The following is a 24,842-nucleotide window of genomic DNA, read 5'->3' as shown; positions in this document are numbered from 1 at the left end:
TCTGGCTAACCCTTGCTCTGCATCACAGTGCGCAGCACGTCGGACTTGCCGATGACGCCCACGAGGCGTTCGCCGTCCACGACGGGCAGGGTATGCAGCCGCTTGTCGACCATGATCGCGGCCACGGTATCCATGGGTGTGTCGGGCGTCACGGTCACGGGATCGGGAGTCATGGCCTCGCGCACGCTCATGGCCGTGATCTTCTTCATTTCCCGCTCCAGGCGCTCCAGGCCTCCGAGCGGCACCAGCCCGTCCAGAAGCGTGAATACGCTGGGCAGGTTCAGGGCCTTTTGCTGCGTGATGAGGTCCGACTGGCAAAGGATGCCCACGAGCTTGCCGCCCTCGACCACGGGCACGCCGTTGATCTTGTTCTCCAGCAGAATCTTCGCCGCCGAGGGAATGTCCAGTTCGGGGGTCACGCTGATGATCTCGATGGTCATGATGTCTTTCGCGGTGCGCATGGTTGCTCCTTCATGGCATGTGGCAGGGCGGCGGCTATCTCGGTGGCCGTGCAGCCCCGGTTGGGGAAATTTTCGGCAAGATGCAGTCCGGCCGAGGCATGCAGCCATACGGCTAGGCGGGCGGCCTTGAAGCAGGACAGCCCTTGTGCGAGCAGCGCGCCGAGCAGCCCAGCCAGGACGTCGCCCGAGCCGCCCACGGAGAGGGCAGGGGCGTCCACGGGGCAGAGGTGTATCGGCTGGCCTGGGGCGGCGACCAGGGTTCCTGCGCCCTTGAGCACGCACATAGCGCCGGTGCGTTCGACGAGCGCGCGGATCGCGGCCGGGCGGTCGGCCTGCACGGTGGCGGCATCAAGCCCCAGGAGGCGTCCGGCCTCGCGGGGGTGCGGCGTGAGCACAGCGTTTTCGGGCAGGCGCGGTGGGGTCTCTTCTTGGGCCAGCCAGTAGAGCGCGTCTGCGTCGAGCACAAGGGGCGGCAGAGAGGATGCGGCCAAAAGCCCGCGCAGGAAATCCCGCGCGCCTTCGGTGCGGCCGAGCCCAGGCCCCACGACCAGGGCGTTGAAATGGCCGACGTGCGGCAGCAATTCGTCGAGGAACCCGGCGTTCCACTCCCCGCCTTTGCCCAGGGGCAGAGTCATGATGTCCGGCTGTCCGGCCTTCAGATGCAGCGAGAGCCCTGAAGGGCAGCCCACGGTGGCCAGCCCCGCGCCGCCGCGAAGCGCGCCCAGCGCGGTCAGGACGGGCGCGCCGGTGAGGCCGTAGCTGCCGCCCAGGACCAGGACGTGGCCGTAGGAGCCCTTGTGCCCCTCCGGGGAGGGACGCGGAAGAAGGCCGAGCGTCTCCGGACCGAGCAGGGCGGCCGAGGCCGGGTGGGCGTCCTTGACCTCCGGCGGGATGCCGATGGGCCGCACGTGCAGCCAGCCCGTGAAGGGCGCGGCGAACGGCTGGGCCAGACCGATCTTGGCCGCCTCGAAGGTGACGGTGGCGTCGGCGCGAACGGCCGTGGGGTTCGGCCTGCCGGTGTGGGCCGAAAGTCCCGTGGGCGCGTCCAGGGCCAGGACCAGGGCATTCCGACCGAGCCGGTTGACGGTTTCGACGAGTTCAAGAAAGAAAGGCGAAAGCTGGCCGGAAAAGCCGGTGCCAAGCAGGCCGTCCACAACCACGCAAGGCCTCGAAAGCTCCCAGGAGAGCGCCTTGGAGGCAAGGTTTCGCTCCGTGACGAGTTCGGCCGCAAGACCGAGCTTTCGCGCCAGTCGGGCGTTGTAGCCCGCCTCGCCTTTGTAGGCCGAGAGCGGCTTGACGTGGGCGAGGAGAACCTTCGCACCCGCGCAGTGCAAATGGCGGGCAAGGGCGATGGCGTCGCCGCCATTGTTGCCGGGCCCGGCCAGGAGCAACACGCCTCGCCCCACCAGGTCGCCGACGAGTCCGCACAGGACGTGCATGGCCTCGCGCGAGGCGTTCTCCATGAGGATTTCCGGCCTGATGCCTAAGGCCACGGCGGCCTTGTCCCAGCGGGCCATCTCCTCGGGAGTGGGCAGGAGGGCGTGCAAGGCGAGCTCCTTTGCGCTCAGCGTTCCAGGACCACGACGGCGGCGGCGGTATCGCGGCCGTGGGTCAGGCTGACGTGGATGCGCGTCACTCCGAGTTCATGGGCGTGCTCGGCGGCCGAACCGTGGAAGACCATCTCCGGCTTGCCGCGCTCGCCGCCCACGACCTCGAGGGTGGTCAGCGAAACGCCCTTGGTGAAGCCGGTCCCCAGGGCCTTTGCTGCGGCCTCCTTGGCCGCGAAACGGGCCGCGAGAAAAGGCACGGGGTTCTTTTTCGGCATGGCCCGTCGCTCGCCTTCGGTCAAGATTCTGGCCACAAAACGCTCGTTGAAGCGCGCGAGGCTTTTCTCGATGCGATCGAGTTCCACCACGTCTATGCCGATACCCACTATCATTTCCACGCTCAGTCCGCAAAGCTCTCCACGATGTCGGCCATGCGCCGCACGGCTTCGGAGAGTCCCGTGAGCACGGCCCGCGAGACGATGCTGTGGCCGATGGAGTATTCGCACACGCCGGGCACGCGCCCGAAGGCGTGCACGTTTACGTAGTTCAGCCCATGTCCGAGATTGACCTTGAGGCCGAGTTCTTTTCCTTGGGCGATGGCTGCGACGATCTTCCTGAGTTCCGTGTCGCGTGTGGCCGAGTCCTTGGCGTCGGCGTAGTGGCCGGTGTGGATTTCGATGAACTGCGTCTTGATGCGTGCCGCCGCTTCCATCTGGGCGGGATCGGCGTCGATGAAGAGGCTTGAGGCGATGCCCGCCTCCCAGATCGGCTCAAGGTAACGCCGCAGGAAGTCCTCGCGCCCGGCCACGGAGAGGCCGCCCTCGGTGGTCAACTCCTCGCGCTTTTCCGGCACGAGGCAGACCGTGTCCGGCCGGACCGAGAGGGCGATGGAGCGCATCTCCTCGGTGGCCGCCATTTCGAGATGCAGCCGGGTTTGTATGGCTTCCCTCAGCACGCGCACGTCGCGATCCTGGATGTGACGACGGTCCTCACGCAGGTGGACGATAATCCCGCGCGCTCCGGCGAGTTCGGCCATCAGGGCTGCCGTGACGGGCTCCGGCTCGATTCCCAGCCGTTGCTGGCGCAAGGTGGCCACGTGGTCAACGTTGACCGACAAGACGGGCATGGCGTGCCTCCTGAAAAGAATCGTGATTTCCGGCCATGATTCCGGGACAACCGGTGTATGTCTTTAGGGCCTGGAAAGCAACACTCGGTGCGGGCGGCGGCGATTTCACTCGGCTTTCGTCCCTTCCGTTTCGCCTCCCCCGGTTGACGCACCACACCGCTTCCGGTAACCAGAATGCGCCCGCTTAGCATCCTAATTTCTCATCAACCAGGAGACACTGCAAACATGAACGTGTGTATCGTCGGCACCGGCTACGTCGGTCTCGTCAGCGCGGCCTGCTTCGCCGAAATGGGCAACGACGTCGTCTGTGTCGATGTCAACCCGCACATCGTGGAGATGTTGAACAAGGGATATGTTCACATTTTCGAGCCCGGCCTCGAAGAACTGGTGGCTCGCAACGCCCGCGACGGGCGCCTGCGTTTCACCACCGACCTCGCCGAGGGCTTGGCCGACGCCCTATGCGTCTTCGTCACCGTAGGCACGCCCTCAAAGCCCGATGGCTCCTGCGACCTGATCTACGTGCACCAGGTGGCGGCCCAGATCGGTCAGGCCATGACCAGCTACAAGATCGTCATCGACAAATCCACGGTTCCGGTGGGCACGGCCGACCAAGTGCGGGAGATAATCGCCCAGGAACTGCGCAAGCGTGGCCTCGATCTGCCCTTCGACGTGGTTTCGAACCCCGAGTTCCTCAAGGAAGGTGATGCGGTCAACGATTTCATGAAGCCCGACAGGGTCATCGTGGGCACGGACAGCGAACGAGCCGCCAAACATCTTGAGGCGCTTTACGCCCCTTACGCGCGCAGCCGCGAAAAGCTGATCATGATGGGTGTGAAGAGTGCCGAGATGACCAAGTACGCGGCCAACTGCATGCTGGCCACCAAGATATCCTTCATCAACGAGATCGCCAACATCTGCGAGATGGTGGGGGCAGACGTGCGCGAAGTGCGCATGGGCATCGGCTCGGATCACCGCATCGGATACCATTTCATCTATCCCGGCGTGGGCTACGGCGGTTCGTGCTTTCCCAAGGACGTCAAAGCGCTCATCAACACGGCCAAGGAATACGGCTACAAGCCCCGGCTCATCGAGTCTGTGGATCTGGTTAACTCGCGCCAGAAGCTCATGCTCTCCAACAAGATCAAGAACTACTTCGCCGACCAGGGCGGGGTGAAAGGCCGCACGCTCGCCATGTGGGGCCTGGCCTTCAAGGCCAACACCGACGACATGCGCGAGGCCCCGTCCATCGACATCATCCGCGATCTCACGGCCGAAGGCATGCGCATCCGCGCCTTCGACCCTGTGGCCGGAGACAAGGCCCGAGAGACGTTCAAAGACAATCCCCTCGTGGAAATATTCGACGAGCAGTACGGGGCGCTCGAGAACGCCGACGCCCTGGCCGTGGTCACGGAATGGAACCAGTTCAGAAATCCGAATTTCACGCGGATGAAGCGCTTCTTGCGTGCGCCCATTGTTTTCGACGGCAGAAACCTCTATTCGCCGTCGTTCATGTCGTCGGAAGGATTCGCCTATTTCAGCATCGGCCGCAGACCGGCTAGGCCGGAATAGGGTGGCGGGGAAAAATCCAGTTCCACAGGCCGCTTAAAAAGCACCAAAGGCAAGGACGCGAAAAGTTCAAGGCCGACCCGTCGTTTAACCTTTGCGAAGGCTTGAACGTTTTTCGGCAACGCGGCAGACGATGCTTTTTCAGCGATTGAAAATCAGAAAGAAGCCCGGCCCCTGCGCTGGCTGCGGACCTGTAATTCCTTGAGGATCAGGGCTTCGTAATCCGCTTCACGTTCGACGAGCACGGAGTCGTCGTGCAGGAAGCGTTCGAGAAACTGCGCCTCTTCCCAGAAGTCCAAAAGCTCGTCGTCGCCCAGCGTTTTCAGTTGTTCTTCGAGGGGAAAACTGTCGGGGAGCGAGAGAAGGTGGGCCATGAAAAAGGGTTCCTCCGGGTGACGGGATGGGCGTTGCCGTCCTTACTTATTGGAAGGGGAGTGGTTTGGCAAGTGTGTCCGCCGAGGTCGGACAAAGACCCCTTGCGCTTGTGGCCCTTAGGATTTATAGATTTTCCTGGCCTGGACAACTTTCATCCAGGGGTACCGCATCTTGCCGGGGGTATTGAATGAACGACATGCACAAGCGACAGGACGCCGAACTGCTCCAGTTGGTCACGTTCAGCATCGGAGACGAAGAGTTCGGGGTGGACATCCTGAAGGTCCAGGAGATCATCCGCACCATGGAGATCACCAAGGTGCCCAGAGCTCCCGAGTTCGTCGAGGGCGTCATCAACCTGCGCGGCAAGGTGATTCCGATCATTGATCTGCGCAAGCGTTTCGGCATGGAGACGCGGCAACATGACAAGGACACGCGCATCATCGTCATCGAGATCAACAAAATGATCGTCGGCTTTGTCGTCGATTCCGTGTCCGAGGTGCTGCGCATATCGGCCGACACGGTCGAACCGCCGCCGCCCGTGGTCGCCGGTCTGGAATCCGAATACATCAAGGGCGTGGGCAAGCTGGCCGACCGCCTGCTCATCATGCTTGATCTCGATCGCCTGCTTTCCCGCGAAGAGAAGAACGTGCTCGCCCAAGTCTAGCGCGGACGAAGGGAACAACGCCGCCCGTGGCGCGAGAGCGGCCGCGGGCGGTTTTTCGTTTGCATGGGGCTCAGCCCGCTCAGGGTCACGGCCCGAAAGGTGAATGCGTGCATTTTCCTCGAAAAATCCAGGAATTCATATCCGGACGCGGCGAGAACCTGCGCGTCTTCAAGAGCGGCCACGCCTCGCAGGCCATGGTCGCCGCCGCCCTCGGACGCCAAGGGAAAAGCGTGGTATGGGTTTTGCCCGACGAACGCTCCGCCCGATCCGCCAAAGCGTTGCTTGGCCTTCTCTCCGGCGAAAGGGACGAGGAGATCGTCTTTCTGCCAGAATACCGCGCTGGCTGGCCCGACCCGCGCGAATGGGCCGTGCGTTGGGCCGCTCTGTCGCGCCTTTCCGCCCGCTTGGGCCGCGTGGCCGTGGTGCTCTCCGCCGACAATCTCCTGCCCAAATGGCCGCCCGTGGAGACGGCCATGGGGGCCGAGCTTCGCCTGCGTCGAGGCGAAGAGATTCTCTCCGAGATGGTCCTCGAACAACTCGTGCTGTGGGGATACCGGCGTACGGCCATGGTCGCCCAACCCGGCGAAATGGCCATGCGCGGCGACATCCTCGATGTCTTCGCGCCTGGGTTCGAGCACCCGGCTCGGCTCGAATTCTTTGGCGACACCCTTGAGGACATCCGTCTTTTCAACGCTCAAAACCAACGTTCACAGGCCGACCTCAACGAGATCGCGTTCGTCCCTGCCGCTCCTGCGATCCTCTCGCCGGAACTCGGCGAGCAGGCGCTGGCCGGGCTCTCTCGGTTGAAGACAACGGGACAGATCAACGCTCAGGCTCTCTCGCGCTTCGGCAGGGCCATCACCGAGACCGACGCATCCATCCTGCCCGGCCTATATTACCAGGAGCCAGCCAGATTATCTGACTATTTTCCCCGCGATGCCGTCTACCTCCTGACCGGAGGAGCGGTGCTGCGCACGAAAATGGAGGAGGCCGTGTGGAACTGGCAGGAATTCTGCCAGAAACAACGAACCGACGCAGGAATCTCCTTTCGCGACGACCTGCTTCTCTGGCCCGAAGAGGACGCCCGCAAATCCTGGGCGGGCAAGCGGCACATCGCCTTCGAGGAATTGGTTGTCGGTGTGGCCAAGGACGGCGTGGAACTGCCGGAGCGGCAGCTCGATTCTTTCGGCGACCTGTTCTGGAAGCCAGACGACCAGAAGCGGCCGTGGACGGCCCTGGTAGCGGCCCTGCGCAAATGGGGCGCCGAGGAGGGCCAGACGCTTCTCGGCTTCCAGTCGTCCAGGTCGCGATCGCGCTTTTTGAAAATGGCCGCCCAGGAAGACATTTCGCTGCATACGGAATACGCCCCAGACAGGCGAGGGCTCTACGCCCTGATATCCCCGCTCTCGCGCGGCATGGAGCTCGATTGGGCAGGGGTGCGGATTCTTTCCGAGGACATCCTGCAGCCGGGCGAATCGGCCGTGCGCGCTCCAAGGGCCAAGGACTGGAAGGGACTCTCGACCTCGGACGAGATCACGCCCGGCGATCTGCTCGTGCACCGCGACTATGGTCTGGCGCGATTCGCCGGACTGCACCGCCTGGCCCATGGCGAGGTTGCCAACGATTATCTGCTGCTCCTGTTCGACGGCGAAGACAAACTCTATCTGCCCGTGGACCGCATGCGCCTCGTGCAACGTTACAAAGGCCCTGAAGGCGCCAATCCCGCACTGGATTCGTTGCGTGGCGCGCGCTGGCGAGCGGCCAAGGAGCGGGCCCGCAAAGCCATCGAAAAAATTGCCCAGGAACTCGTGGAAATGTATGCCTACCGCCGCGTGGCCAAGGGGTATGCGTACTCCCCGCCTGGTGAACTTTACCGGGAATTCGAGGCCGGATTCGGCTTCGAGGAGACTCCGGATCAGGCCCGGGCCATCCTGGACGTGATCGAGGATATGGAAAAGCCCGAGCCCATGGACAGGCTGGTCTGCGGCGACGTCGGCTTCGGCAAGACCGAGGTGGCGCTGCGCGCGGCGTTTCGCGCCGTGGCCGACGGCAAGCAGGTGGCCCTATTGTGTCCCACCACCGTCCTCGCCGAGCAGCATTACCATACATTCAAGGCGCGTATGGCCAATTTCGCCGTGTCAGTGGCCATGCTCTCGCGCTTCGTGCCTAAACCCGAACAGAAACTCATCGCCTCGGCCGCGGCGCGCGGCTCCGTGGACGTGCTTATCGGCACCCACCGCATGCTCTCGGCCGACATCTCCATGCCGCGCCTGGGCCTTATGATTCTCGACGAGGAGCAGCGTTTCGGCGTCAAGCACAAGGAAAAACTCAAGGAGATGAAGCGGACCATCGATTGCCTGACGCTCACGGCCACGCCCATCCCCCGCACCTTGCAACTTTCGCTTTCGGGCATTCGCTCCCTCTCGGTCATCGAGACCCCGCCACTGGACAGAAAACCCGTGGAAACAGCTCTCATCGAACGCGACGACGGCATGCTCAAGCGCATTCTCGAACGAGAACTGGAGCGCAAGGGGCAGGTTTTCTGGGTTCACAACCGGGTGCGCACCCTCGACGGCGTGGTCGAATACGTCCGAAACCTCGTGCCTGGGGCACGGGTAGGCATGGCACATGGCCAGATGTCGGCCCCGGCCCTCGAAGAGGCCATGCGGGCCTTCTGGCACGGCGAAATGGACGTGCTCGTGTGCACTGCCATCGTCGAATCGGGTCTCGACTTCCCCAACGCCAACACCCTGGTCGTTGATCAGGCGCAGATGTTCGGCCTGGGACAACTCTACCAGCTTCGCGGCCGGGTGGGGCGGTCCGAACGCCAAGCCTTCGCCTACTTCGTGGTGCCCAGCATGGCCGCCGTGCCCGAGGACGCCCGCAAACGACTGCGGGTCATCCTGGACATGGATTTCCTGGGCGCGGGATTCAGGGTGGCCATGGAGGACTTGCGCCTGCGCGGCGCGGGCAACATCCTGGGCGAGTCCCAGTCCGGCCAGATCGCCAAGGTCGGACTCGACCTCTTCCTGGAGATGCTGGAGGAGGAGGTGCGCCGCGTGCGCGGCGACCTGACCACGTCCCTGCCCGAAACCGAAATGAATTTCGTGATCCCCGCGCACATCCCGGAAAATTACATTCCCGACGCCCAGGATCGCCTGAACTGGTACAAGGCCCTGGCTGCCGCGCGCAACGCCGACGAGGCGCGCGAATTGGCCATGGAGGTCAAAGATCGCTTCGGCAAGCTGCCCGAGCCGCTCATAAACTTCCTGGCCGCCCTGGATCTCAAGCGCATCCTCGTCGCTCTCGGCGCGACACGGGCCGACGTCTATCCGGGCCGTGTGACAGTGCACTGGTCCGGCGAGGGCGGAGCACCGGATCCGGAAAGAATTTTCGCCTGGTTGCAAAGCAGGCGCGAATGGGCCAGACTTCTCCCGCCGGGAAAACTCGAAACCAGATTGCCAGACCACACGGCCACGGCCGAGGGCTTGGCTTGGTTGCACGACGAACTCGCGGCGCTGGCACCCGTCGAGGGTGATCGGCCAGGCGCTCTTCAGCTTCAGGTATAGACGACATGAAAAAATACCTTCTTCTCGCTACGCTCTGCCTTGCAGTCTTCATGGGCGGGTGCGCCCGGGATTCCGAGGAGCCTGGCGTGGTGGCCAGGGTCAACGGACGCCCCATCACCCTGGCCCAACTCGAATTCGTGAGTGACATGATGCAGATGCAGCAGCTCGCGGATTTCAACCCGTCGCTCGAACAATTGCGCGCGGACCACGGCCTCGCCCTGGCGGACCTCATCGTGCAGCAACTGGTAGCCCAAGAGCTCGAAAAACGCGGCCTTGAGGTCACGGAAGAGGAATTGCGTCAAGCCGAGGAAGCCGTGCGCGCCGACTATCCCGAAGGCACTTTCGAGGAAGTCCTGATCGAGGAGTATATCGATATCGAGGCTTGGCGCGGACAACTAAAGGCGCGCCTGTCCATGGAGAAATTTCACAATCTGGTGCTTAGGCCGCGCGTACGTCTCGACTACCAGGAGGCCGAGAAGTTCTACAGGGATAATATCCAGGATTTCTATCTGCCTCCCCGCGTTTCCGTCGTTCTGATTACTGGTCCTTCCCAGGATCTCGTGCGCAAGGCCACGGATGCGTATCGGGCAGGGGAGGAGCCGGAGGAGATTGAGGCGAGGCTGAACCAGGTGTCGGTCCGGCTGGTGAAACTGCGTGAGGATCGTCTGCCCGCAGCCTGGAAGGAAGCCCTGAAAGGCACGGACAAGGAAGGACTAAGTCCAGTGTGGACGGACAAAAACGTCGTCAACCGCATCATGGTGTTGGAGGAAGTGCCCGGGAGGTTGCTCGACCCGAGCCAGGCGTATCCGTTGGTGGAAACAGTACTCGTTGAGCGCAAACTGGCCGAGGAATTCAGCTCGTGGCTCGATCAGGCTCTGACCTCAGCCTCCATAAAAGTCAGCGCCCACCTTCTGCGGACCGAGGAAGGCGAGGGGGAACAGGACCAAGCGACCCGGAACCTGGAAGCCGAGCGACTGCTTCATGACACCCCTTCGCCCGAAGAGGCGTCTGGAAACGGCGATCCGAAGGAGGACGCTTGGGCGGATCGCAACGGTCGGGATGACGGGATCGAGGGGCCGACCGTTCAACCGGAACTCTCGGCGCAGGATTTTGCTCCTCCCGAAGTCGTGGCCGCTGAAAAAAGACGGGGCACTTCGGCGGATGACTCGCCCTAGCGGTGGACATCCTTTGAGCGCCGAATATTTTCGGAAATTTTGGACAGTGATTGCATATGATGTTGAAAGCGACTACAAACCGGTCCGAAGATGATCGTCTAGGATCACGGAGTAAAGTTTTGCGGATACGTTGCGGTCGTTGCATACAATCGATTTTCGGCGGAGCCGCGCTCTCCTTGCTGACGATGTTCGCCATTTGTCTTTCGGCGGCGCTTCCTGTCCATGCCCAAGTCGCCGACCGTATCGTGGCGGTGGTCAATGGCGAGATCATCACGCTCTTCGATCTCAACCGGCGTTTCGAGCCGGTCATGCGCCAACTCGAAGGGCGAACACTCAGCGCTGCCGATGAGGATCGTCTGAAAGCCATGAAACGGCAACTCCTCGATCGCATGGTGGTGGACACCCTTCTGATGCAGGAGGCAGAACGTCTGGGCATGCGGGCCTCGGACGCCGAAGTCGAAGACCAGATCAAGGAAATGCTGCAGCAAAACCGCATGAGCGAGGAACGTTTCCGCGAAGAACTTGTCCAGCAGGGCATCACCAGGTCTCAGTACGTGACGGAACTTCGCCGCGAGATTTCCATCAATCGCCTCATCTCCACCAGGGTACACAACAAGATTGCAGTGAGCGACCAGGAAATCGCCGAATACTTCCAGGCAAACATGAAGCATCTCGGAAGCGGCCGCACGGTCGACCTCCAACTCATTCTGCTGCCGCCCGGCGAGGATGTCGAGACGCTGCGGCAACGCATCCAGCGCAAGGAGATCGATTTCGCCGAGGCGGCCAGACAGTTTTCCCGGGGCCCCGGTGCCCAGGACGGCGGCTATATCGGTTCCTTCGCCTTCGATCAGCTTGCCCCGGCATGGAAAAGCGCGCTTCAAAGCGTTTCCCCGGGAGAAATCAGTGCCCCCTTCGATCTTTCCGGGGGCACTGCCCTGCTCAAGCTCGTCGGAGAGGCGACCGGAGATGCCCCCGGACCCGACGTGGCCGAGCGCATTCGCGAAACGCTGGCCAAGCCCAAGTACGAAGAGGTTTATTCGAACTACATCGAACGGCTGAAGAGCAGGGCTATCATCGACATCAGGATGTAGGACGCGGGAGCAGGCATGGATCTTAACCAACTTGGCGCATTGCTGCGCGAGCGACGCGAGACGGCTGGACTGTCTCTAGCGGATGTTGTCGAGCGCACCAAGATCAGCCGCCGCGTTCTCGAATCCATCGAGCACGGCCGCCTGGAAGACCTTCCCCATCCGGTCTATACGAAAGGTTTCATCCGAAACTATGCCAACGTGCTCGGATTGGATCTGAACGAGATCAACGCATCCCTGGTGGAAATCTTCCCCGTCGAGAGCGACGAAAACGAAGAGGCTGCCCTTGAGGTGCAGCGAGACGTGAGGCTGCATGTAGGGCGAAGCGGGCGGGGACCGCGCTTGCTGACCGCAGCGGTGGTCCTTGGACTGCTCGTCTCGGCGATCGTTCTTTTCATCTGGTTCCTGCCGGGCGAAAACGGGAAAACGCCGCAGATCGAGACGCGGACGTCCCCTGACGTTCCCTCCGAACAACCTTCGCAGCCTTTTGGACCTGCCCCATCCGGACAGCAGCCCGAAATTCCGGCGGAGTCCCCCGTTGCGCCTACACCTCCGGAAGCGCCAGCCCAGCCGCAGCCTCCCGTGCCCGAAACATCCCTTCGGCAGTCCTCGGCACCAGCGTCCGCCCAAGCAGCCGTGGTGCCGGAGGAATATCCCGTCGCGCCCGCGCCCGAAATCGTAGAGCGTCCGGCATCGCCGCAGCCCGGCGTTCTCGTGGTCACGGCCGTGGAGCCCTGCTGGTTCGAGGTCGTGGTGGACGGCAAAAGCCCCACCGAATATTTCCTACAGCCCGGCGAACGGCTCACGGCCGAATACTCTTCCGGCCTCACGTTGCGCGCGGGCAATGCAGGCGGGATCGCTCTGCTCCACAACGGCTCGCCTGTGTCCTTCGAGGCCGGTTCCGGCGACGTCAAGACCTTCACCTTCCCTTAGGAAGCCTTCGTTCGGAGTCGCCCATGGAGTTCACCGAAAGGGCCTTGGTTCTGCGAACCGGGCGTTTTCGGGAGGCGGACATGTGGGTTCGGCTGATCGGCCCCACACGCGGCCTCTTCCAGGCCTTCGCCTTCGGCGGATGCCGCAGCCGTCGTCGTTTCGGGGGCTGTCTGGACACCTTTAACCTCGTCATGGCCACAGCGGCCACCGATCGGGCCGGACGTTACCTGCATCTGCGCGAGACAACCCTCGTGCGCGCATTTCCCCGACTTCGCCATGACCTTGCGCGTCTTGGCATGGCCGCCAACTGCCTGGCCTTCGCCGAAGCCGTCCAGGATGGGGCGCAGAGCGCGGGCAGCGTCTTCGACGCCCTCCTGGGAACGCTCGATCTTCTGGACGTAGGTGAAAGACTCCCCGAAGGCCTGCCTATGTTCTTCAGGACTCGCGCTCTGGCCGCCCTGGGCTACTGGCCTGAGCTTCAGTCTTGCCATGTCTGCGGCAAGGGTTTACACGACATGCCCTTGGCGTTTCTGGCTATCGACAGCGGTCGCCTGTCCTGCCCCGCCTGCGGGTGGGGCGATCTAAGTCTGCTGCGGCTCGGCCAGGAAGCCGTGAGTACCTTGCGTTTTCTTTCCCGGAGCGATCCCGGCGGCTGGCCCGACCTGGACGTCTCGCCCACGGCGCGGCGCGAATGCTTCGCCGCCGTGGACAGGTTCATCGAATACCATCTCGGCCTCGCGTGGGACGCGGGCCGTTATCGCCGCGCCTGAGCCCGGCGAAAAGAGGGGAGAGCATGACCTTTCAAAATGTCATCCTGACGCTGCAACGCTTCTGGGCAGAACAGGGCTGTCTCGTGGGCCAGCCCTACGACATCGAAGTGGGTGCGGGCACCTTCAACCCGCACACCTTCCTTCGGGTCATCGGTCCCGAGCCATGGAACGTGGCCTACGTGGAACCCTCGCGCAGGCCCACAGACGGCCGCTACGGCGAGAACCCCAACCGTCTGCAGCACTACTACCAATTCCAGGTGATCCTCAAACCCTCGCCGGACAACGTGCAGGAACTCTACCTCGAAAGCCTGCGCGCCCTGGGAGTCAATCCGGCGCGCCACGACATCCGCTTTGTGGAGGACGACTGGGAGTCGCCCACGCTCGGTGCATGGGGTCTTGGCTGGGAGGTCTGGCTGAACGGCATGGAGGTTACACAGTTTACCTATTTCCAGCAGGTAGGCGGCATTGATCTTTCGCCTGTGAGCGTGGAGCTGACCTACGGCCTGGAGCGCATCTGCATGTACCTCCAGGAGAAGGAATCGGTCTACGACCTCGCCTGGAATGAGCGTGTGACGTACGGTCAAGTGCACCACCAGAACGAGGTGGAGCAGTCACGTTACAACTTCGAACTGGCCGACACCGCCATGCTCTTCGCCAATTTCGACGCCTTCGAGAAGGAATGTCTGCGCCTGACCGAAGCCAGGATGCCCTGGCCAGCCTACGACTACACCCTCAAGTGCTCGCATACCTTCAACCTGCTCGACGCGCGCGGGGCCATCTCCATCACCGAGCGCACCGGCTACATCCACCGCGTCCGCAACCTGGCCGGCCGCGTCGCCCGCCTCTACGACGAGCAGCGCAAGGAAATGAATCATCCGCTTCTGAACACCGCGAGGGGGGAGTAACGATGCCCCGTTTTGTTCTCGAGATCGGCGTCGAGGAGATGCCCGCCCGTTTCTTTCCCGGACTGACCGAAGAACTGCAGCGGGTGGTGGCGGGAGAACTGATCGCCGCCAAGATTGATTTCGACCGCATTTTCGCTCAGGGAACTCCGCGCCGCCTGGTCGTCCAGGTCCTGGACGCGGCCGAGGTACAGCGCAGCGAGGAAGAGATCATCACCGGCCCCCCCGCCAAGGTCGCCTTCGACGCGGACGGCGCGCCCACCAAGGCTGGCTTGGGCTTCGCGCGCGGCCAGGGAGTTGAGCCCGAGAGCCTGTTCACCATGGACACGGACAAGGGCCTCTACGTGGCCTGCAAGAAGCTCACGGGCGGCGGCCGCACCATCGACATCCTGCCCGCGATATGTCGCACCGCGGTCGCATCCCTGTCCTTCCCCAAAAAAATGCGCTGGGGCAGCCGCGAAGTCGGTTTTGGCCGTCCTGTGCGCTGGCTGCTGGCCCTCTTCGGAGAGGACGTGGTGCACTTCGCCTTGGAAGACATCGCCTCCAGCCGCAAGACATGGGGGCACCGCGTCATGGGCCCCGGCCCCTTCGACGTGCCCTCGGCCGATGCCTACGAATCCGTGCTTTTCAATGATTGCAAGGTCGTGCTCGACCCCGAGGAGCGCAGGCGCATCGTGCGCGAGGAGGGCGAACGCCTGGCCGCTGAGGCGGGCGGGCGCATCGTCTGGAACGAGGCGCTGGAAAACGAAGTGGTGGGGCTCGTGGAATGGCCCAGGCCCATGCTTGCGAGCTTTGCGGAGCGCTACCTCGAACTGCCGCGCCAGGTGCTTTTGACCAGCATGCAGAGCCACCAGAAGAGCTTCGGCGTGGAAGGGGCAGACGGCAAGCTCATGAACCGCTTCCTCACGGTCCTGAACATCGAGCCCGTCGAGCCCGGTCTGGTGCGCAAGGGCTGGGAACGCGTGCTCAAGGCGCGCCTCGAGGACGCCCGCTTTTTCTGGGAAGCCGACACCGCCGCCGAGGTGGACGCCTGGCTCGCCAAGCTCGACAACGTGACCTTCCTGGCCCCCCTTGGCTCCATGGGCGCCAAGACGCGGCGCATCGAGGCGCTGTGCGGTCATCTGGCCGCCATGGCCGAGCCCGCGCTTGCCGCCGATCTGCCGCGCGCAGGCCGCCTGTGCAAGGCCGACCTCGTCTCGGAGATGGTTTATGAGTTCGACAGCCTGCAAGGCATCATGGGCGGCATCTACCTGCAACGCAAAGGTTTTTCCGAAACCATCGCCACGGCCGTGGCCGAGCACTACCTGCCCGCCGGGCCGGACACGCCCGTGCCCGCGAGCCGCGCCGGGGCGCTCCTTTCCATCGCGGACAAGATGGACACTTTGTGCGGCTGCTTCGGCCTGAACATGATCCCCACTGGCGGCGCGGATCAATACGCCCTGCGTCGTCAGGCCCTGGGCGTGATTCGCATCGTGACCGAGCACTCTTTGCGCCTGGATCTGGACGAACTCATCAGCCTGGGATTTGCGGGCTACGAGGGAGTCGCCTGGAAGCTCTCCCGCGAGGAGGCCACTGCCAAGCTCAAGGAGTTCTTCGGCCAGCGCCTCAAGGCCTGGTTCACCGGGCGAGGCCTGGAGACTCTGGTGGTCGAGGCGGCGCTCGGGGCCGGATTCGCCGACATGCGCGAACTGTCCGCCCGGCTCGCGGCCCTTTCGGCCTTCAGCGCCTCGCCTGGCTTCGATCAGGCCGTGTTGACCTTCAAACGGGCGGCCAACATCATCCGCAAGCAGGGCCAGGAGGGCGGCCGCGTTCTGAGCGGCATCTACGATTCCGCCCTGTTCGAGAGCGAGGCCGAGCGCACCCTGGCGGCTGCCATGGAAAAAGCAGCCCCGCGCTTCGAGGAGCTTTGGAAGGCGGACGACTTCGAGGCGCTGTTCGGCCTGCTGGCGGAACTTCGCCCTGCGGTGGACGCCTTCTTCGACAACGTCATGGTCATGTGCGACGACGAGGCGCTGCGCACCAACCGCCTGAACCTGCTCGCCGCCCTGACCGGCATGCTCGGGCGGCTGGCCGACTTCTCGGCCTTGCAGGTTTAGCGGCAGGTGCAGCGGGGAGGGGTTGACACCAGCGCGACTTGGGTGTAAAGGCCAGCGTTCCCGCAGGTAATGCGTGAATTTCGAAGATAACGATCAGACCAGACACAAGGGAGACATATTTTGGCCAATCACAAGTCCGCGCTCAAGAGGCACAAGCAGAGCCTGGTTCGCAACGCCCGCAACCGCGCCATGAAAACCAGGGTCAAGAACGCCATCAAGGCCGTTCGCGAAGCCGTCACCCTGGGCGACAAGGAAAAGGCGACCGTCGCCCTCAAGGCCGCCACGTCCGTGCTGGACAAGGCCGCGACCAAGAAGGTCATCCACTGGCGTAACGCCGGACGCAAGGTGTCCCGCCTGAGCGTCGCCGTGTCCAAGCTGGGCTGAGCCGGATCGTCTGAATAGATATTCCGCCCGCCATGCATACGCATGGCGGGCTTTTCGTTTTGCTCTTTCCCCTGGAAACTCCCTTCTGCCGCACTGCCGTTTTAAGGCTCCAGGATAGCCGGAACAAGTCACACAAAAAGAACGGTCCGTGACGCATGTGGCGTCGCGGACCGTTCTTTGCCTCATGCCCCCGGAAACCCGGAAGATTCGGCACGGCTTTGTCCGAAAAGGCTAGACCAGCTGCTTGAGCAGGGTATCCTTGATGGAGTCGATGGAGCCCTCGCCGTTGAGCTCGATGTAGGTGAAGCCGGCCTTGGGAGCCAGATCCTTGTAGAAGTAGCTGGCGGCCAGGGTACCGGTCTTGGTGTCGTAGTAGATGTCGTGGCGCTTGTCGATGGCGCCCTCGTCCTGGTCGTCGGAGCGGGCAGAGAGATCGCCGCCGCAGACGCGACACTTGTCGCCGTTGGGCTTGATGGCGTCGATGAAGATGTTGTTGGGATGGTTGGGGTCGTTCTTGCAGATGCGGCGGCCCATGATGCGGTTCTTGGCCACCTGGCGGGGCAAGAGTATCTCGATGACGTAGTCGAGCTTCACGCCGTCCTTCTGCAGGGCATCCCACAGCTTCTGGGCCTGGACGATGGAGCGGGGGAAGCCGTCGAGCAGCCAGCCCTTCGCGCCGGACTGCTTGAGCACGTCGAGAACCATGGGGATGGTGATGTCGTCGGGCACCAGCTCGCCGCGGTCGATGTATTCCTTGGCCTTTTTGCCCAGTTCGGTGCCGCCGCCGATGTGCTGACGGAAGATGGCCCCGGACTCGATGTGGTCGAGATCGTACTTTTTCTTCGCCAGGGAACCCTGCGTTCCCTTGCCGCTGCCGTTGGGGCCGAAGATCAGGATATTCATCGCGTCCTCCTGTGGAAATTTTCACAAAGTGGTTCTGTCTACTCCTTCACTCCCTCCCTGTCAACGTCGCGAACGTGTGTAAAGAGAAGGAGTCGAAGGACGTGCCGCTCTTCACAAGAACGTCAGCCGCCTTCCCGACGCACGCGACCAAAGGCGATGCCTTCGCGCGTGACGAGAGCTTCCTTGTCGCCGGGAAAGCGCACCGCGGCCCCAATGCGGCCCTCGGCGTAGGCGCGTTCGAGGTCGAGCAAATTGTCCATGCGCGCCTGCCCTGGCCCGAGGCGCTCCAAGGCCCGCTTGCACAAACGCAGGCGCAGGGAAGGGTGAAGCGCGTCGAGGGAGGCACGGGACAGCAGCAGACTCTCGCCGTCGGACAGGGCATGCGCCTCGTGATCCGCCATCAGCCCGGCGAGATGGCCCTGGTCCAGGCGGGCCAGCCGCCACAGCCGCGCTGCGGCCTCCAGATAGCTGGGGTTCTCCTCCACAAGCAGTGGCAGCATGCGCGCCCGCACGCGGTTGCGCAAAAAGGCTTGGTCGGCGTTGCTCTCGTCCTCGCGCCAAGGCACGTCCAGGTATTGCGCAAAGGCCCGCAATTCCGCCTTGGGCGTCAGGAGCAAAGGGCGCAGGAGGGCGCGTTCGGGGTCGATGGCGGGCATGCCGCCGAGTTCGGGCCAGCCCGCGCCGCGCATGAGGCGCATGACTTGATCCTCGGCCAGTTCGTCGAGTTGGTGGCCAAGGAGCACGAAGGCCGCGCCGGTCTCGCGGCGCACTCGTTCGTAAAGCGCCAGCCGGGCGCGGCGTCCGGCGTCCTCGATGCCCAGCTTCTCGCGCGCGGCCAAAGCGGCCACTTCCTCGCAGGCCTCATGAAGCGGAACGCCGAAGGCCTCGCAGACCGCGCGGCAATGGGCCGCGTCGTCGGCCGAGGCCGCGCGCAGGCCGTGGTCCAGGTGGACGGCGCGCAGGGCCGCGTCGAGCCTGGGCGCGAGAAAGGAGAAGCAGGCCAGAAGGGCGGTGGAATCCAGTCCCCCGGAAAAGGCGATCAGAAGCGTCTTGCCGCGCAGCCTTGCGCCGAGTTCCTCCTCGACGAACCGCTGCACGCCAAGGCAAAAGTGCGCCCAGCGCGGAGCCAGTTCCTGAAGTGTTGCGGGCGGATCGGGGAAAAGGGGCACAAGGCCTCCCGGCCTGCTAAACCGGGATGTCCAACTCCCGGATGAAGGCGTCCACGTAGTTGATGGCCCAGGCGCGGGCCTCGGGGCTTGCGTAGTGCACGCACGAGCAGCGCATGCGGCCTCGGGCGCGCACCAAAAGCTCCAAGCGCACGAAGTCCGTGTCCGTCTCAAGGCCCATGACGTGCGGGCCGCATTCGTCCGCGTGGGCTTTTTGCTCCTCGGAGAGCAGTTCATGCGGCACACTCAGGTAGTACAGCCCTTCGAGCGGGCTCTTCATGTCTTCCCTGGCGCTCAAAGCCTGGTCGATGCGCGAGGCGTCCTCGCGCGTCAACTCGTCGATCACGTACCAACGCATCTCAATCCTCGGTCTCGTCTGAGGCGCACGCGCCGTTGTCGTCATCTATGGATTTCGGTTTGCGGTCGGCGTGGGCGTCGGGCGGCACGCGCTCGCTGTCCAGGTTGAACATGCGCCGCGAGAGGTCGATGAAATGTTCGGCCCCGCCTTCTTCCTGAGCCCGGCGTTTCAGGAAGCAGATGGGCTCGTGGTAGAGCTTCTGGGCCACGGAGAGGGCCAGCGTCTCGATACATCGCACGACCCGTTCGTCCGTGTCCGGCCCCAGGCGGCGCAGGGTCTTGGCCAGTTCGCGCCGGGCCAGATCCTCGCCTTGCGCCATGAGGTCGCGGATGGTGGGATGCAGGTCGAGCGAGGCCAGCCAAAGGGCGAAGCCCGACGTCTCCGCATCCACGATGGTCAAGGCGCGCGTGGCCTCTCCCTGGCGCTGGGCCATGTTCTCCTCCACGACCTCTTTCAGGTCGTCGATGTCGTAGAGATAGACGTTGTCCAACTGGTTCACGTCGGGGTCGATGTCGCGCGGCACGGCGATGTCGATGAAGAACATGGAGCGGTTGCGGCGCTTGCGCAATACCTCGCGCACGTCCTTCGCCCGGATCACGGCCGTGGGCGAGCCCGTGGAACTGATGATGATGTCCGTGTCCGGGAGGTGGTCGTACATCTCCTCGATGGCGATGGGCGTGCCCTTGAAACGCGTGGCCAGTTCCTGGGCTCGCGCGAGGGTGCGGTTGGCCACCGTGATGTGCGCGATGCCCGCGTTCAACAGATTCTGGGCAGCCAGTTCGGCCATCTCGCCCGCGCCCACGAGCATGGCCCGCATGCCCGAAAGCTCGCCGAAGATTTTCTTGGCGAGTTCGACGGCCGCGTAGCTGATGGAGACCGCGCTGGAGGCGATTTCGGTTTCGGAACGGACGCGCTTGGCCACGAAAAACGCCTTGTGCAGCAGGCGGTTGACGATGACCCGGGCCGTTCCCTGGGCCAGGGCGGCGCGGTAGGCGTCCTTGAGTTGGCCAAGGATCTGCGGCTCGCCCACGACCATGGAATCGAGGCTTGAGGCCACGGTGAAGATGTGGCGCACGGCCCCGAGGTTCGTGTGGGTATAGACGGCGGAGCGAAGATCATCGACTGGCTGGCCGCAGACCCCGGCCCAGTGTGCGAGAACGTGGCCGACGATGTCCGTGCCTTCCTGCCCTACGGCCAGGATTTCGACACGGTTGCAGGTGGACAGGGCCATGGCCTCGCTGACCGGCCCGTCGACCAGGGTGCGGGCGAAATCCGGCTTGTCGGAAAGGGCGAAACGTTCGCGGATTTCGACGGCCGCGGTTTTGTGGTTCAGCCCTATGAGGTGGATATCGTGTTTCACGGCTTGCTACGTTGGATCGACGAGGCTGTGGTGCATGGGAAAAAGCCAGTTCACGGCCAGCATGGAGCCGACGATGAAGACGAAGAGCCAGATGGCCAGACGGGCTGGTTTCTTGCCCTGCCAGCCCTGGACGAAGCGTTGATGGAAAAGGAAGGCGAAAAGCAGCCAGGCTGCCAGAGCCAGGATCTCGCGCGGGTGGCCCGTAAAGACGATCTTGCGCGCCATGGCCGACCAAACGAACCCGGAGAGCAGCCCCATGGTGTAGAGTGGAAAGCCGAGCAGGGAGGCCAGCCGGTTGACGCCGTCCAAAGTATTTAGGCTCGGCATCTGGTGCGTGAAGCCCGAGAGTTTGGCCTTCGACTTGATGGCCTGCTCCATGTATTGGAAGGCCAGCCCCGCGCCGAAGGCCATGGCCAGAAGGCCCATGGAGATGTAGAGCGAGCCGATATGCACGATCCAGAAGAAGGTGGCGTATTGCTTGGGAACGGCCACGGTCAGGCCGCTGAAGGCGAAGGATGCCGAAAAGAGAAGGAAGGCCAGCGGTGTGGCCGCAAGCCCCAGGAACGAGACTCGAACGAGCCGCCACAGGGTAGCGAAGACCACCAGCACGACCCACGACAAGAGGCTCATATAGAAGGCCGCCGGGGCGCTCTTGAAGTCGCCCGAAAGCCAGACGCCGAGATCGAGCGTGTGCACGAAAAGCCCAAGGCCCGTGATCAGGGCGCAAAACCGCAGGGCCGAGGGCTTTTGCCCGACGAAGCCCGCGATAACGCTGATCGTGCCCGCCAGATAGCAGACGAAGACGATCCAATGCATGAGATCAAAAAAGGCCATCGAGCACCTCGTCGATGCGGCCGTGCAGTTCCTGCGGCAGATGGGCTGCGAGGATGCTCCTGGCCTGTGCTTCGTCCCCGCTCTCCAGGCATTCCATGAGCGGTGAGCCCACGATGTCGCGGAACAGGGCGGTGTTGTGCTCCGTGCCCCGGGCCAGCCCCAGGACGTGCGGCCGCAGGCGGGCCATGAGGATCAGGAAGTCGCCGTAGTGGGAGCCGAAATAATCCTGCAGGTCGCGGCGGATCTTCTTGGCCAGGGCGGGGCTCGATCCGCCGGTGGAGATGGCCAGGGTCAGGTCGCCCTTCTGCACCACGGCCGGGACGATGAAGCTACACTTTTCCGGCTGGTCCACGATGTTGCACAGGATGCCGCGCTCGCGGCAGAGGTTAGAGACGCGCCAGTTCAGCTCCTCGTTGTCCGTGGAGGCGATGACGATGAACTTGCCCTCCACGTCCTCGTCGCGAAACCCGCGCGTCTCGTAGCGGATGACGGGGTTGTCGAGCAGGGAGGCCATCTCCTCGGAAGGAGGACGGGTATCCACCACGAGCACGGAGCGGGGTCCGCGCTCGGCCAGGGAGGCGATCTTGCGGCGGCCGACGCCGCCCGCGCCCACGACCAGGCAGTCCTTGTCCGTCAGATTAACGAAGATGGGGTAGTAGCGCATAAGGGTATTCCCCTTACCAGAAGGCGCGCCGGGAGTAAATGAAACCGTGCTTTCTTGCCCAGGCCGGGCGAATGCGGTAGGAGTTCCGATGAACCTCAGCCCCTCCCGGACGTGAAGCAACGATTCCTCGTCATCCAGCTCGCCCGCTTCGGCGATCTCGTGCAGACCAAGCGCCTGATCGCGACGCTTATGCGGCGCGGCGAGGTGCATCTGTGCCTGGACCGTTCGCTCGACGAGCTGGCCGGGCTCGTCTTTCCCGGCGTCGCGACCCACCCGGTCCGGGCGCACGCAACGGGTCTTTCCAGGGGCCAGGGGGCGGCCGAGATCGCGGCCTTCAACCTGCCGGTCATGGCAGGCCTTGCGGGGCTCGATTTCGATGCCGTCTTCAATCTGAACTTCTCGGGACTCAACTTCGCCCTGGCCCGGCTCTTCGACCCTGGCCGTGTGCGCGGCTATGCGGCGCAAAACGGCCAGGAGACGCGAGACGCCTGGGCGGACATGGCCTTTCGCGCCGCGCGGCGGCGTACGACCCACGGCTTGAATCTGGTGGACTTCTGGGCCATGCACGCGCCGTGCCCGCTTCCGCCCGCCGAGGTCAACCCGCCCGCCGAGCCCAAGGGCGGCGGCGTGGGCGTGGTGCTCGCGGGCAGGAGTCAGCGTCGCTCCCTGCCGCCCGAAATCCTCGGTCCCGTGGCTGGGGCGCTGTGGAGCGCCAAGGGCAGGGGGCGGCTGGTGCTTTTGGGCGGACCGGGCGAACGTCGAGCGGGCGAGGAAGTTCTGGCCCACATCCCGAGGATCGCGCGCGGCGCGGCCCAAAACCTCGCGGGCCGGACGGATTGGGCCGGGCTGATCGAGATCGTCTCCGGGCTCGACACGCTGCTGACCCCGGACACCGGGACCATGCACCTGGCCGCGCACCTGGGCACGCCGGTCACGGCCACGTTCCTGTCCTCAGCCTGGGCCTTCGAGACCGGGCCCTACGGCGAGGGGCACACGGTCTGGCAGGCCGTGGCCGACTGCTCGCCCTGCGTGGAGTCGCGGCCCTGCCACGAAAACGTGGCCTGCCGTTCTCCCTTTGCCGATCCGTCGTTTCTCAAGGCCCTGGTGCGGCACGAGGCAGAGCCCTTGCCCGGTCTCGTTGGGCTGCGCTCCGTGCTCGACCCCTTGGGCGTGGACTTCGCGTCCTTCTCGGGACGGATTCCCCAGGCCGCGGAGCGAAGAGCCTTTCGCGCCTTCATGGCCCGCCACGCTGGCCTCGACGCGTCAGGCGAACCATCGGCGCACGGCCTGGCGGGCGAGATGCTGCTCGAGCGCGATTGGCTCGGTGGCCCGGATATGAACCGACCTCTTGCGAGCGAGTGACATGAACCGATCGTTGCGCATCCTGCTCGTCCTGCCGCTGTACGGCGGCTCCCTGCCCGTGGGCCGCTTCTGCGCCTCGGCGCTCTCCCGCCTGGGGCATCTGGTGGAGACGGTGGAGTCGCCGGATTTCCAGCCCACCTACCTCGCCCTGCGCAACCTGAAGGTCGCGGGCGACAAGCTGGATTATCTCCAGAACTCCTATTTGCAACTCGTGGCCCAAGCCGTGGTGGCCAAGGCCGAGACCTTCGCTCCTGACATGGTGCTGGCCATGGCCCAGGCGCCGCTCTCCCGCCAGGCCCTGAAAAAGTTCAAGAGCCTGGGCATCCCCACGGCCATGTGGTTTGTGGAGGATTTTCGTCTCTTCACCTACTGGCAGGCCTTCGCGCCGCTCTACGATGTCTTCGCAGTCATCCAGAAAGAGCCTTTCGGCGAGGAATTGGAGAAGATCGGCCAGCCGAACCACCTCTACCTGCCCTTGGCCGCCGATCCCACATTTCACGCGCCGCTCGACCTCACACCCCAGGAACGGCGCAGGTTCGGCTCGGACCTGTCCTTCATGGGAGCGGGCTATCCCAATCGGCGCGTGGCTTTTCGGCAACTCTTGAACCATGACTTTAAGATTTGGGGCAACGAATGGGACGGCGACCCCGTGCTCGCCCCGTACGTGCAGGAAGGCGGCCGCCGGGTGAGTTCCGAGGAGTGCGTGAAGATCTTCAACGCCTCGAAGATCAACCTGAACCTGCACTCCAGCATCGATCCCGAACGGCTGGTGACAAACGGCGACTTCGTCAATCCCCGGACTTTTGAGCTTGCCGCCTGCGGGGCGTTCCAACTCACGGATAGCCGCTCGCTCATGGACGAGGCATTCGCGGTCGACGAGGTGGTCCGCTTCGCCTCACTGGCGGAGATGAAAGAAAAAATCGTCCATTACCTGGCCCACGAGGACGAACGGACAGCCATCGCCGCGCGGGCCAGGGCGCGGGTCCTGGCCGAGCACACCTACGACGCGCGCATGCAAACGCTGCTCGATTTTTGCGCCGAACGCCTGACCGGCTGGCCCAAGGAGCGCGAACGGCCTGGCGACGCAGTGGAGGCCGCGCTGCCCGAGGATCTGCGTCGCGAACTCGCCGCGCTGCGCGAACGCCTCGGGCTCTCGGGCGAGGCGTCCTTCGATGATCTCGTATGGGCCGTGCGCGGGCAGCAGGGAAAGCTCTCGCCGCTGGACACGACGATCCTCTTCCTGGACGAATGGCGTAAGCAGTACGGATTGGCGGGCCGTTGAAAAAAGCGCCGCTGGGGCCCCTGGACCCCGCGATTCGCATCAAAATCATAGCTGGCAAAACCGACGCCGGTGCGACGATGAAACCAGGCTGGAAAAGGGTTTGTCAACAAGCTCGTGATGCTTATCAATCCAAAATTACTTGCTTATTCCGCTGCTGGAGTTGTCTTTCAGGCGAGGCGTCAAAAACCGCGAGGGCAAGGCGCAAAAAGAATCCACACCCGATGCGTATTACAGATACGCGAGGGGGTTGGATTCTT

Annotated in this window: 23 protein-coding genes; 12 read left to right on the top strand and 11 right to left on the bottom strand. The window is 63.7% G+C overall.

Annotated features, from left to right (window positions below; translation table 11 throughout):
• Positions 1–5: 5 nt before the first annotated feature.
• Genes DSAT_RS14505 through DSAT_RS14490 form a run of 4 tightly spaced genes read right to left on the bottom strand, consistent with a single transcriptional unit; the run spans position 6 to position 3,134 of the window.
• A complete protein-coding gene (locus tag DSAT_RS14505; RefSeq protein WP_020888288.1) occupies positions 6–461 on the bottom strand; it encodes a CBS domain-containing protein in 456 nt (151 codons plus the stop codon).
• A complete protein-coding gene (locus DSAT_RS14500; RefSeq protein ID WP_020888287.1) occupies positions 437–2,008 on the bottom strand; it encodes an NAD(P)H-hydrate dehydratase in 1,572 nt (523 codons plus the stop codon). Before DSAT_RS14500 ends, DSAT_RS14505 begins: the two co-directional genes overlap by 25 nt.
• A 17-nt stretch (positions 2,009–2,025) precedes the next feature.
• On the bottom strand, positions 2,026–2,400 hold the full coding sequence (locus DSAT_RS14495) for a holo-[acyl-carrier-protein] synthase (RefSeq protein WP_020888286.1): 375 nt from the start codon (positions 2,398–2,400) through the stop codon (positions 2,026–2,028).
• 8 nt (positions 2,401–2,408) lie between these two features.
• Entirely contained in the window at positions 2,409–3,134 is a 726-nt protein-coding gene (locus DSAT_RS14490; protein ID WP_020888285.1) for a pyridoxine 5'-phosphate synthase, read from the bottom strand.
• A 225-nt stretch (positions 3,135–3,359) separates the two neighbouring features.
• Between DSAT_RS14490 and DSAT_RS14485 the strand changes: the two genes are divergently transcribed.
• On the top strand, positions 3,360–4,703 hold the full coding sequence (locus DSAT_RS14485) for a UDP-glucose dehydrogenase family protein (RefSeq protein ID WP_020888284.1): 1,344 nt from the start codon (positions 3,360–3,362) through the stop codon (positions 4,701–4,703).
• Between the two features lie 152 nt (positions 4,704–4,855).
• On the opposite strand, the gene DSAT_RS14480 is transcribed toward DSAT_RS14485, so the two are convergent.
• Complete coding sequence (locus DSAT_RS14480; RefSeq protein ID WP_020888283.1) at positions 4,856–5,074, bottom strand: hypothetical protein; 219 nt, start codon at positions 5,072–5,074, stop codon at positions 4,856–4,858.
• A 188-nt stretch (positions 5,075–5,262) separates the two neighbouring features.
• On the opposite strand from DSAT_RS14480, the gene DSAT_RS14475 reads away from it, so the two are divergent.
• From DSAT_RS14475 to rpsT, 9 genes are all read left to right on the top strand, one after another.
• Complete coding sequence (locus tag DSAT_RS14475; protein ID WP_020888282.1) at positions 5,263–5,739, top strand: chemotaxis protein CheW; 477 nt, start codon at positions 5,263–5,265, stop codon at positions 5,737–5,739.
• Between the two features lie 107 nt (positions 5,740–5,846).
• Positions 5,847–9,308, top strand: a complete 3,462-nt coding sequence (gene mfd / locus DSAT_RS14470) for a transcription-repair coupling factor (RefSeq protein ID WP_020888281.1) — start codon at positions 5,847–5,849, stop codon at positions 9,306–9,308.
• 5 nt (positions 9,309–9,313) lie between these two features.
• Entirely contained in the window at positions 9,314–10,483 is a 1,170-nt protein-coding gene (locus DSAT_RS14465; RefSeq protein ID WP_020888280.1) for a SurA N-terminal domain-containing protein, read from the top strand.
• A gap of 56 nt (positions 10,484–10,539) precedes the next feature.
• Positions 10,540–11,574 (top strand): SurA N-terminal domain-containing protein, encoded by a 1,035-nt coding sequence (locus tag DSAT_RS14460; protein WP_040371380.1) that lies wholly within the window; start codon positions 10,540–10,542, stop codon positions 11,572–11,574.
• A gap of 15 nt (positions 11,575–11,589) precedes the next feature.
• Complete coding sequence (locus DSAT_RS14455; RefSeq protein WP_020888278.1) at positions 11,590–12,504, top strand: helix-turn-helix domain-containing protein; 915 nt, start codon at positions 11,590–11,592, stop codon at positions 12,502–12,504.
• A gap of 23 nt (positions 12,505–12,527) precedes the next feature.
• Complete coding sequence (gene recO, locus DSAT_RS14450) at positions 12,528–13,274, top strand: DNA repair protein RecO (RefSeq protein ID WP_020888277.1); 747 nt, start codon at positions 12,528–12,530, stop codon at positions 13,272–13,274.
• A gap of 23 nt (positions 13,275–13,297) precedes the next feature.
• Entirely contained in the window at positions 13,298–14,179 is an 882-nt protein-coding gene (gene glyQ, locus DSAT_RS14445) for a glycine--tRNA ligase subunit alpha (protein WP_020888276.1), read from the top strand.
• A 2-nt stretch (positions 14,180–14,181) separates the two neighbouring features.
• Positions 14,182–16,272, top strand: a complete 2,091-nt coding sequence (glyS, locus tag DSAT_RS14440) for a glycine--tRNA ligase subunit beta (RefSeq protein WP_020888275.1) — start codon at positions 14,182–14,184, stop codon at positions 16,270–16,272.
• A gap of 120 nt (positions 16,273–16,392) precedes the next feature.
• Positions 16,393–16,656 (top strand): 30S ribosomal protein S20, encoded by a 264-nt coding sequence (gene rpsT / locus DSAT_RS14435; RefSeq protein WP_020888274.1) that lies wholly within the window; start codon positions 16,393–16,395, stop codon positions 16,654–16,656.
• Positions 16,657–16,887: 231 nt separating this feature from the next.
• Here the strand turns inward: rpsT and DSAT_RS14430 are convergent, their stop codons facing one another.
• The 6 genes from DSAT_RS14430 to DSAT_RS14405 form a co-directional block, all read right to left on the bottom strand.
• Positions 16,888–17,559 (bottom strand): adenylate kinase, encoded by a 672-nt coding sequence (locus DSAT_RS14430; protein WP_020888273.1) that lies wholly within the window; start codon positions 17,557–17,559, stop codon positions 16,888–16,890.
• 122 nt (positions 17,560–17,681) lie between these two features.
• Positions 17,682–18,728, bottom strand: coding sequence for a tRNA lysidine(34) synthetase TilS (tilS, locus tag DSAT_RS14425; protein ID WP_020888272.1), 1,047 nt, complete (start codon positions 18,726–18,728; stop codon positions 17,682–17,684).
• 16 nt (positions 18,729–18,744) lie between these two features.
• Positions 18,745–19,083: a hypothetical protein gene (locus DSAT_RS14420; protein ID WP_020888271.1), complete on the bottom strand. Its 339-nt coding sequence runs from the start codon at positions 19,081–19,083 to the stop codon at positions 18,745–18,747.
• Position 19,084: 1 nt separating this feature from the next.
• Positions 19,085–20,443: a glutamyl-tRNA reductase gene (gene hemA / locus DSAT_RS14415; RefSeq protein WP_020888270.1), complete on the bottom strand. Its 1,359-nt coding sequence runs from the start codon at positions 20,441–20,443 to the stop codon at positions 19,085–19,087.
• 6 nt (positions 20,444–20,449) lie between these two features.
• Complete coding sequence (ccsA, locus tag DSAT_RS14410) at positions 20,450–21,277, bottom strand: cytochrome c biogenesis protein CcsA (protein ID WP_020888269.1); 828 nt, start codon at positions 21,275–21,277, stop codon at positions 20,450–20,452.
• Positions 21,264–21,941, bottom strand: a complete 678-nt coding sequence (locus tag DSAT_RS14405; RefSeq protein ID WP_020888268.1) for a precorrin-2 dehydrogenase/sirohydrochlorin ferrochelatase family protein — start codon at positions 21,939–21,941, stop codon at positions 21,264–21,266. The genes ccsA and DSAT_RS14405 overlap by 14 nt, the downstream gene beginning before the upstream one ends.
• Before the next feature lie 111 nt (positions 21,942–22,052).
• On the opposite strand from DSAT_RS14405, the gene DSAT_RS14400 reads away from it, so the two are divergent.
• Complete coding sequence (locus DSAT_RS14400; protein WP_020888267.1) at positions 22,053–23,303, top strand: glycosyltransferase family 9 protein; 1,251 nt, start codon at positions 22,053–22,055, stop codon at positions 23,301–23,303.
• Between the two features lies 1 nt (position 23,304).
• Positions 23,305–24,585, top strand: a complete 1,281-nt coding sequence (locus DSAT_RS14395) for a CgeB family protein (RefSeq protein WP_020888266.1) — start codon at positions 23,305–23,307, stop codon at positions 24,583–24,585.
• Positions 24,586–24,842 lie beyond the last annotated feature (257 nt).

Origin of the sequence: Alkalidesulfovibrio alkalitolerans DSM 16529 (assembly GCF_000422245.1) — a bacterium.
Taxonomy (GTDB): Bacteria; Desulfobacterota; Desulfovibrionia; order Desulfovibrionales; family Desulfovibrionaceae; genus Alkalidesulfovibrio; species Alkalidesulfovibrio alkalitolerans.
The sequence above is the reverse complement of the archived record's forward strand: the minus strand, read 5'-3'. Positions and strand labels throughout refer to the sequence as shown.

Coding starts and splice junctions, on each gene's coding strand:
- DSAT_RS14505 (WP_020888288.1), bottom strand. CDS start 461: ATGCGCACCGCGAAAGACATCATGACCATCGAGATCATCAGCGTGACC.
- DSAT_RS14495 (WP_020888286.1), bottom strand. CDS start 2,400: ATGATAGTGGGTATCGGCATAGACGTGGTGGAACTCGATCGCATCGAG.
- DSAT_RS14490 (WP_020888285.1), bottom strand. CDS start 3,134: ATGCCCGTCTTGTCGGTCAACGTTGACCACGTGGCCACCTTGCGCCAG.
- DSAT_RS14485 (WP_020888284.1), top strand. CDS start 3,360: ATGAACGTGTGTATCGTCGGCACCGGCTACGTCGGTCTCGTCAGCGCG.
- DSAT_RS14480 (WP_020888283.1), bottom strand. CDS start 5,074: ATGGCCCACCTTCTCTCGCTCCCCGACAGTTTTCCCCTCGAAGAACAA.
- DSAT_RS14475 (WP_020888282.1), top strand. CDS start 5,263: ATGAACGACATGCACAAGCGACAGGACGCCGAACTGCTCCAGTTGGTC.
- DSAT_RS14465 (WP_020888280.1), top strand. CDS start 9,314: ATGAAAAAATACCTTCTTCTCGCTACGCTCTGCCTTGCAGTCTTCATG.
- DSAT_RS14460 (WP_040371380.1), top strand. CDS start 10,540: ATGATGTTGAAAGCGACTACAAACCGGTCCGAAGATGATCGTCTAGGA.
- DSAT_RS14455 (WP_020888278.1), top strand. CDS start 11,590: ATGGATCTTAACCAACTTGGCGCATTGCTGCGCGAGCGACGCGAGACG.
- recO (WP_020888277.1), top strand. CDS start 12,528: ATGGAGTTCACCGAAAGGGCCTTGGTTCTGCGAACCGGGCGTTTTCGG.
- glyQ (WP_020888276.1), top strand. CDS start 13,298: ATGACCTTTCAAAATGTCATCCTGACGCTGCAACGCTTCTGGGCAGAA.
- glyS (WP_020888275.1), top strand. CDS start 14,182: ATGCCCCGTTTTGTTCTCGAGATCGGCGTCGAGGAGATGCCCGCCCGT.
- DSAT_RS14430 (WP_020888273.1), bottom strand. CDS start 17,559: ATGAATATCCTGATCTTCGGCCCCAACGGCAGCGGCAAGGGAACGCAG.
- DSAT_RS14420 (WP_020888271.1), bottom strand. CDS start 19,083: ATGCGTTGGTACGTGATCGACGAGTTGACGCGCGAGGACGCCTCGCGC.
- ccsA (WP_020888269.1), bottom strand. CDS start 21,277: ATGGCCTTTTTTGATCTCATGCATTGGATCGTCTTCGTCTGCTATCTG.
- DSAT_RS14405 (WP_020888268.1), bottom strand. CDS start 21,941: ATGCGCTACTACCCCATCTTCGTTAATCTGACGGACAAGGACTGCCTG.
- DSAT_RS14395 (WP_020888266.1), top strand. CDS start 23,305: ATGAACCGATCGTTGCGCATCCTGCTCGTCCTGCCGCTGTACGGCGGC.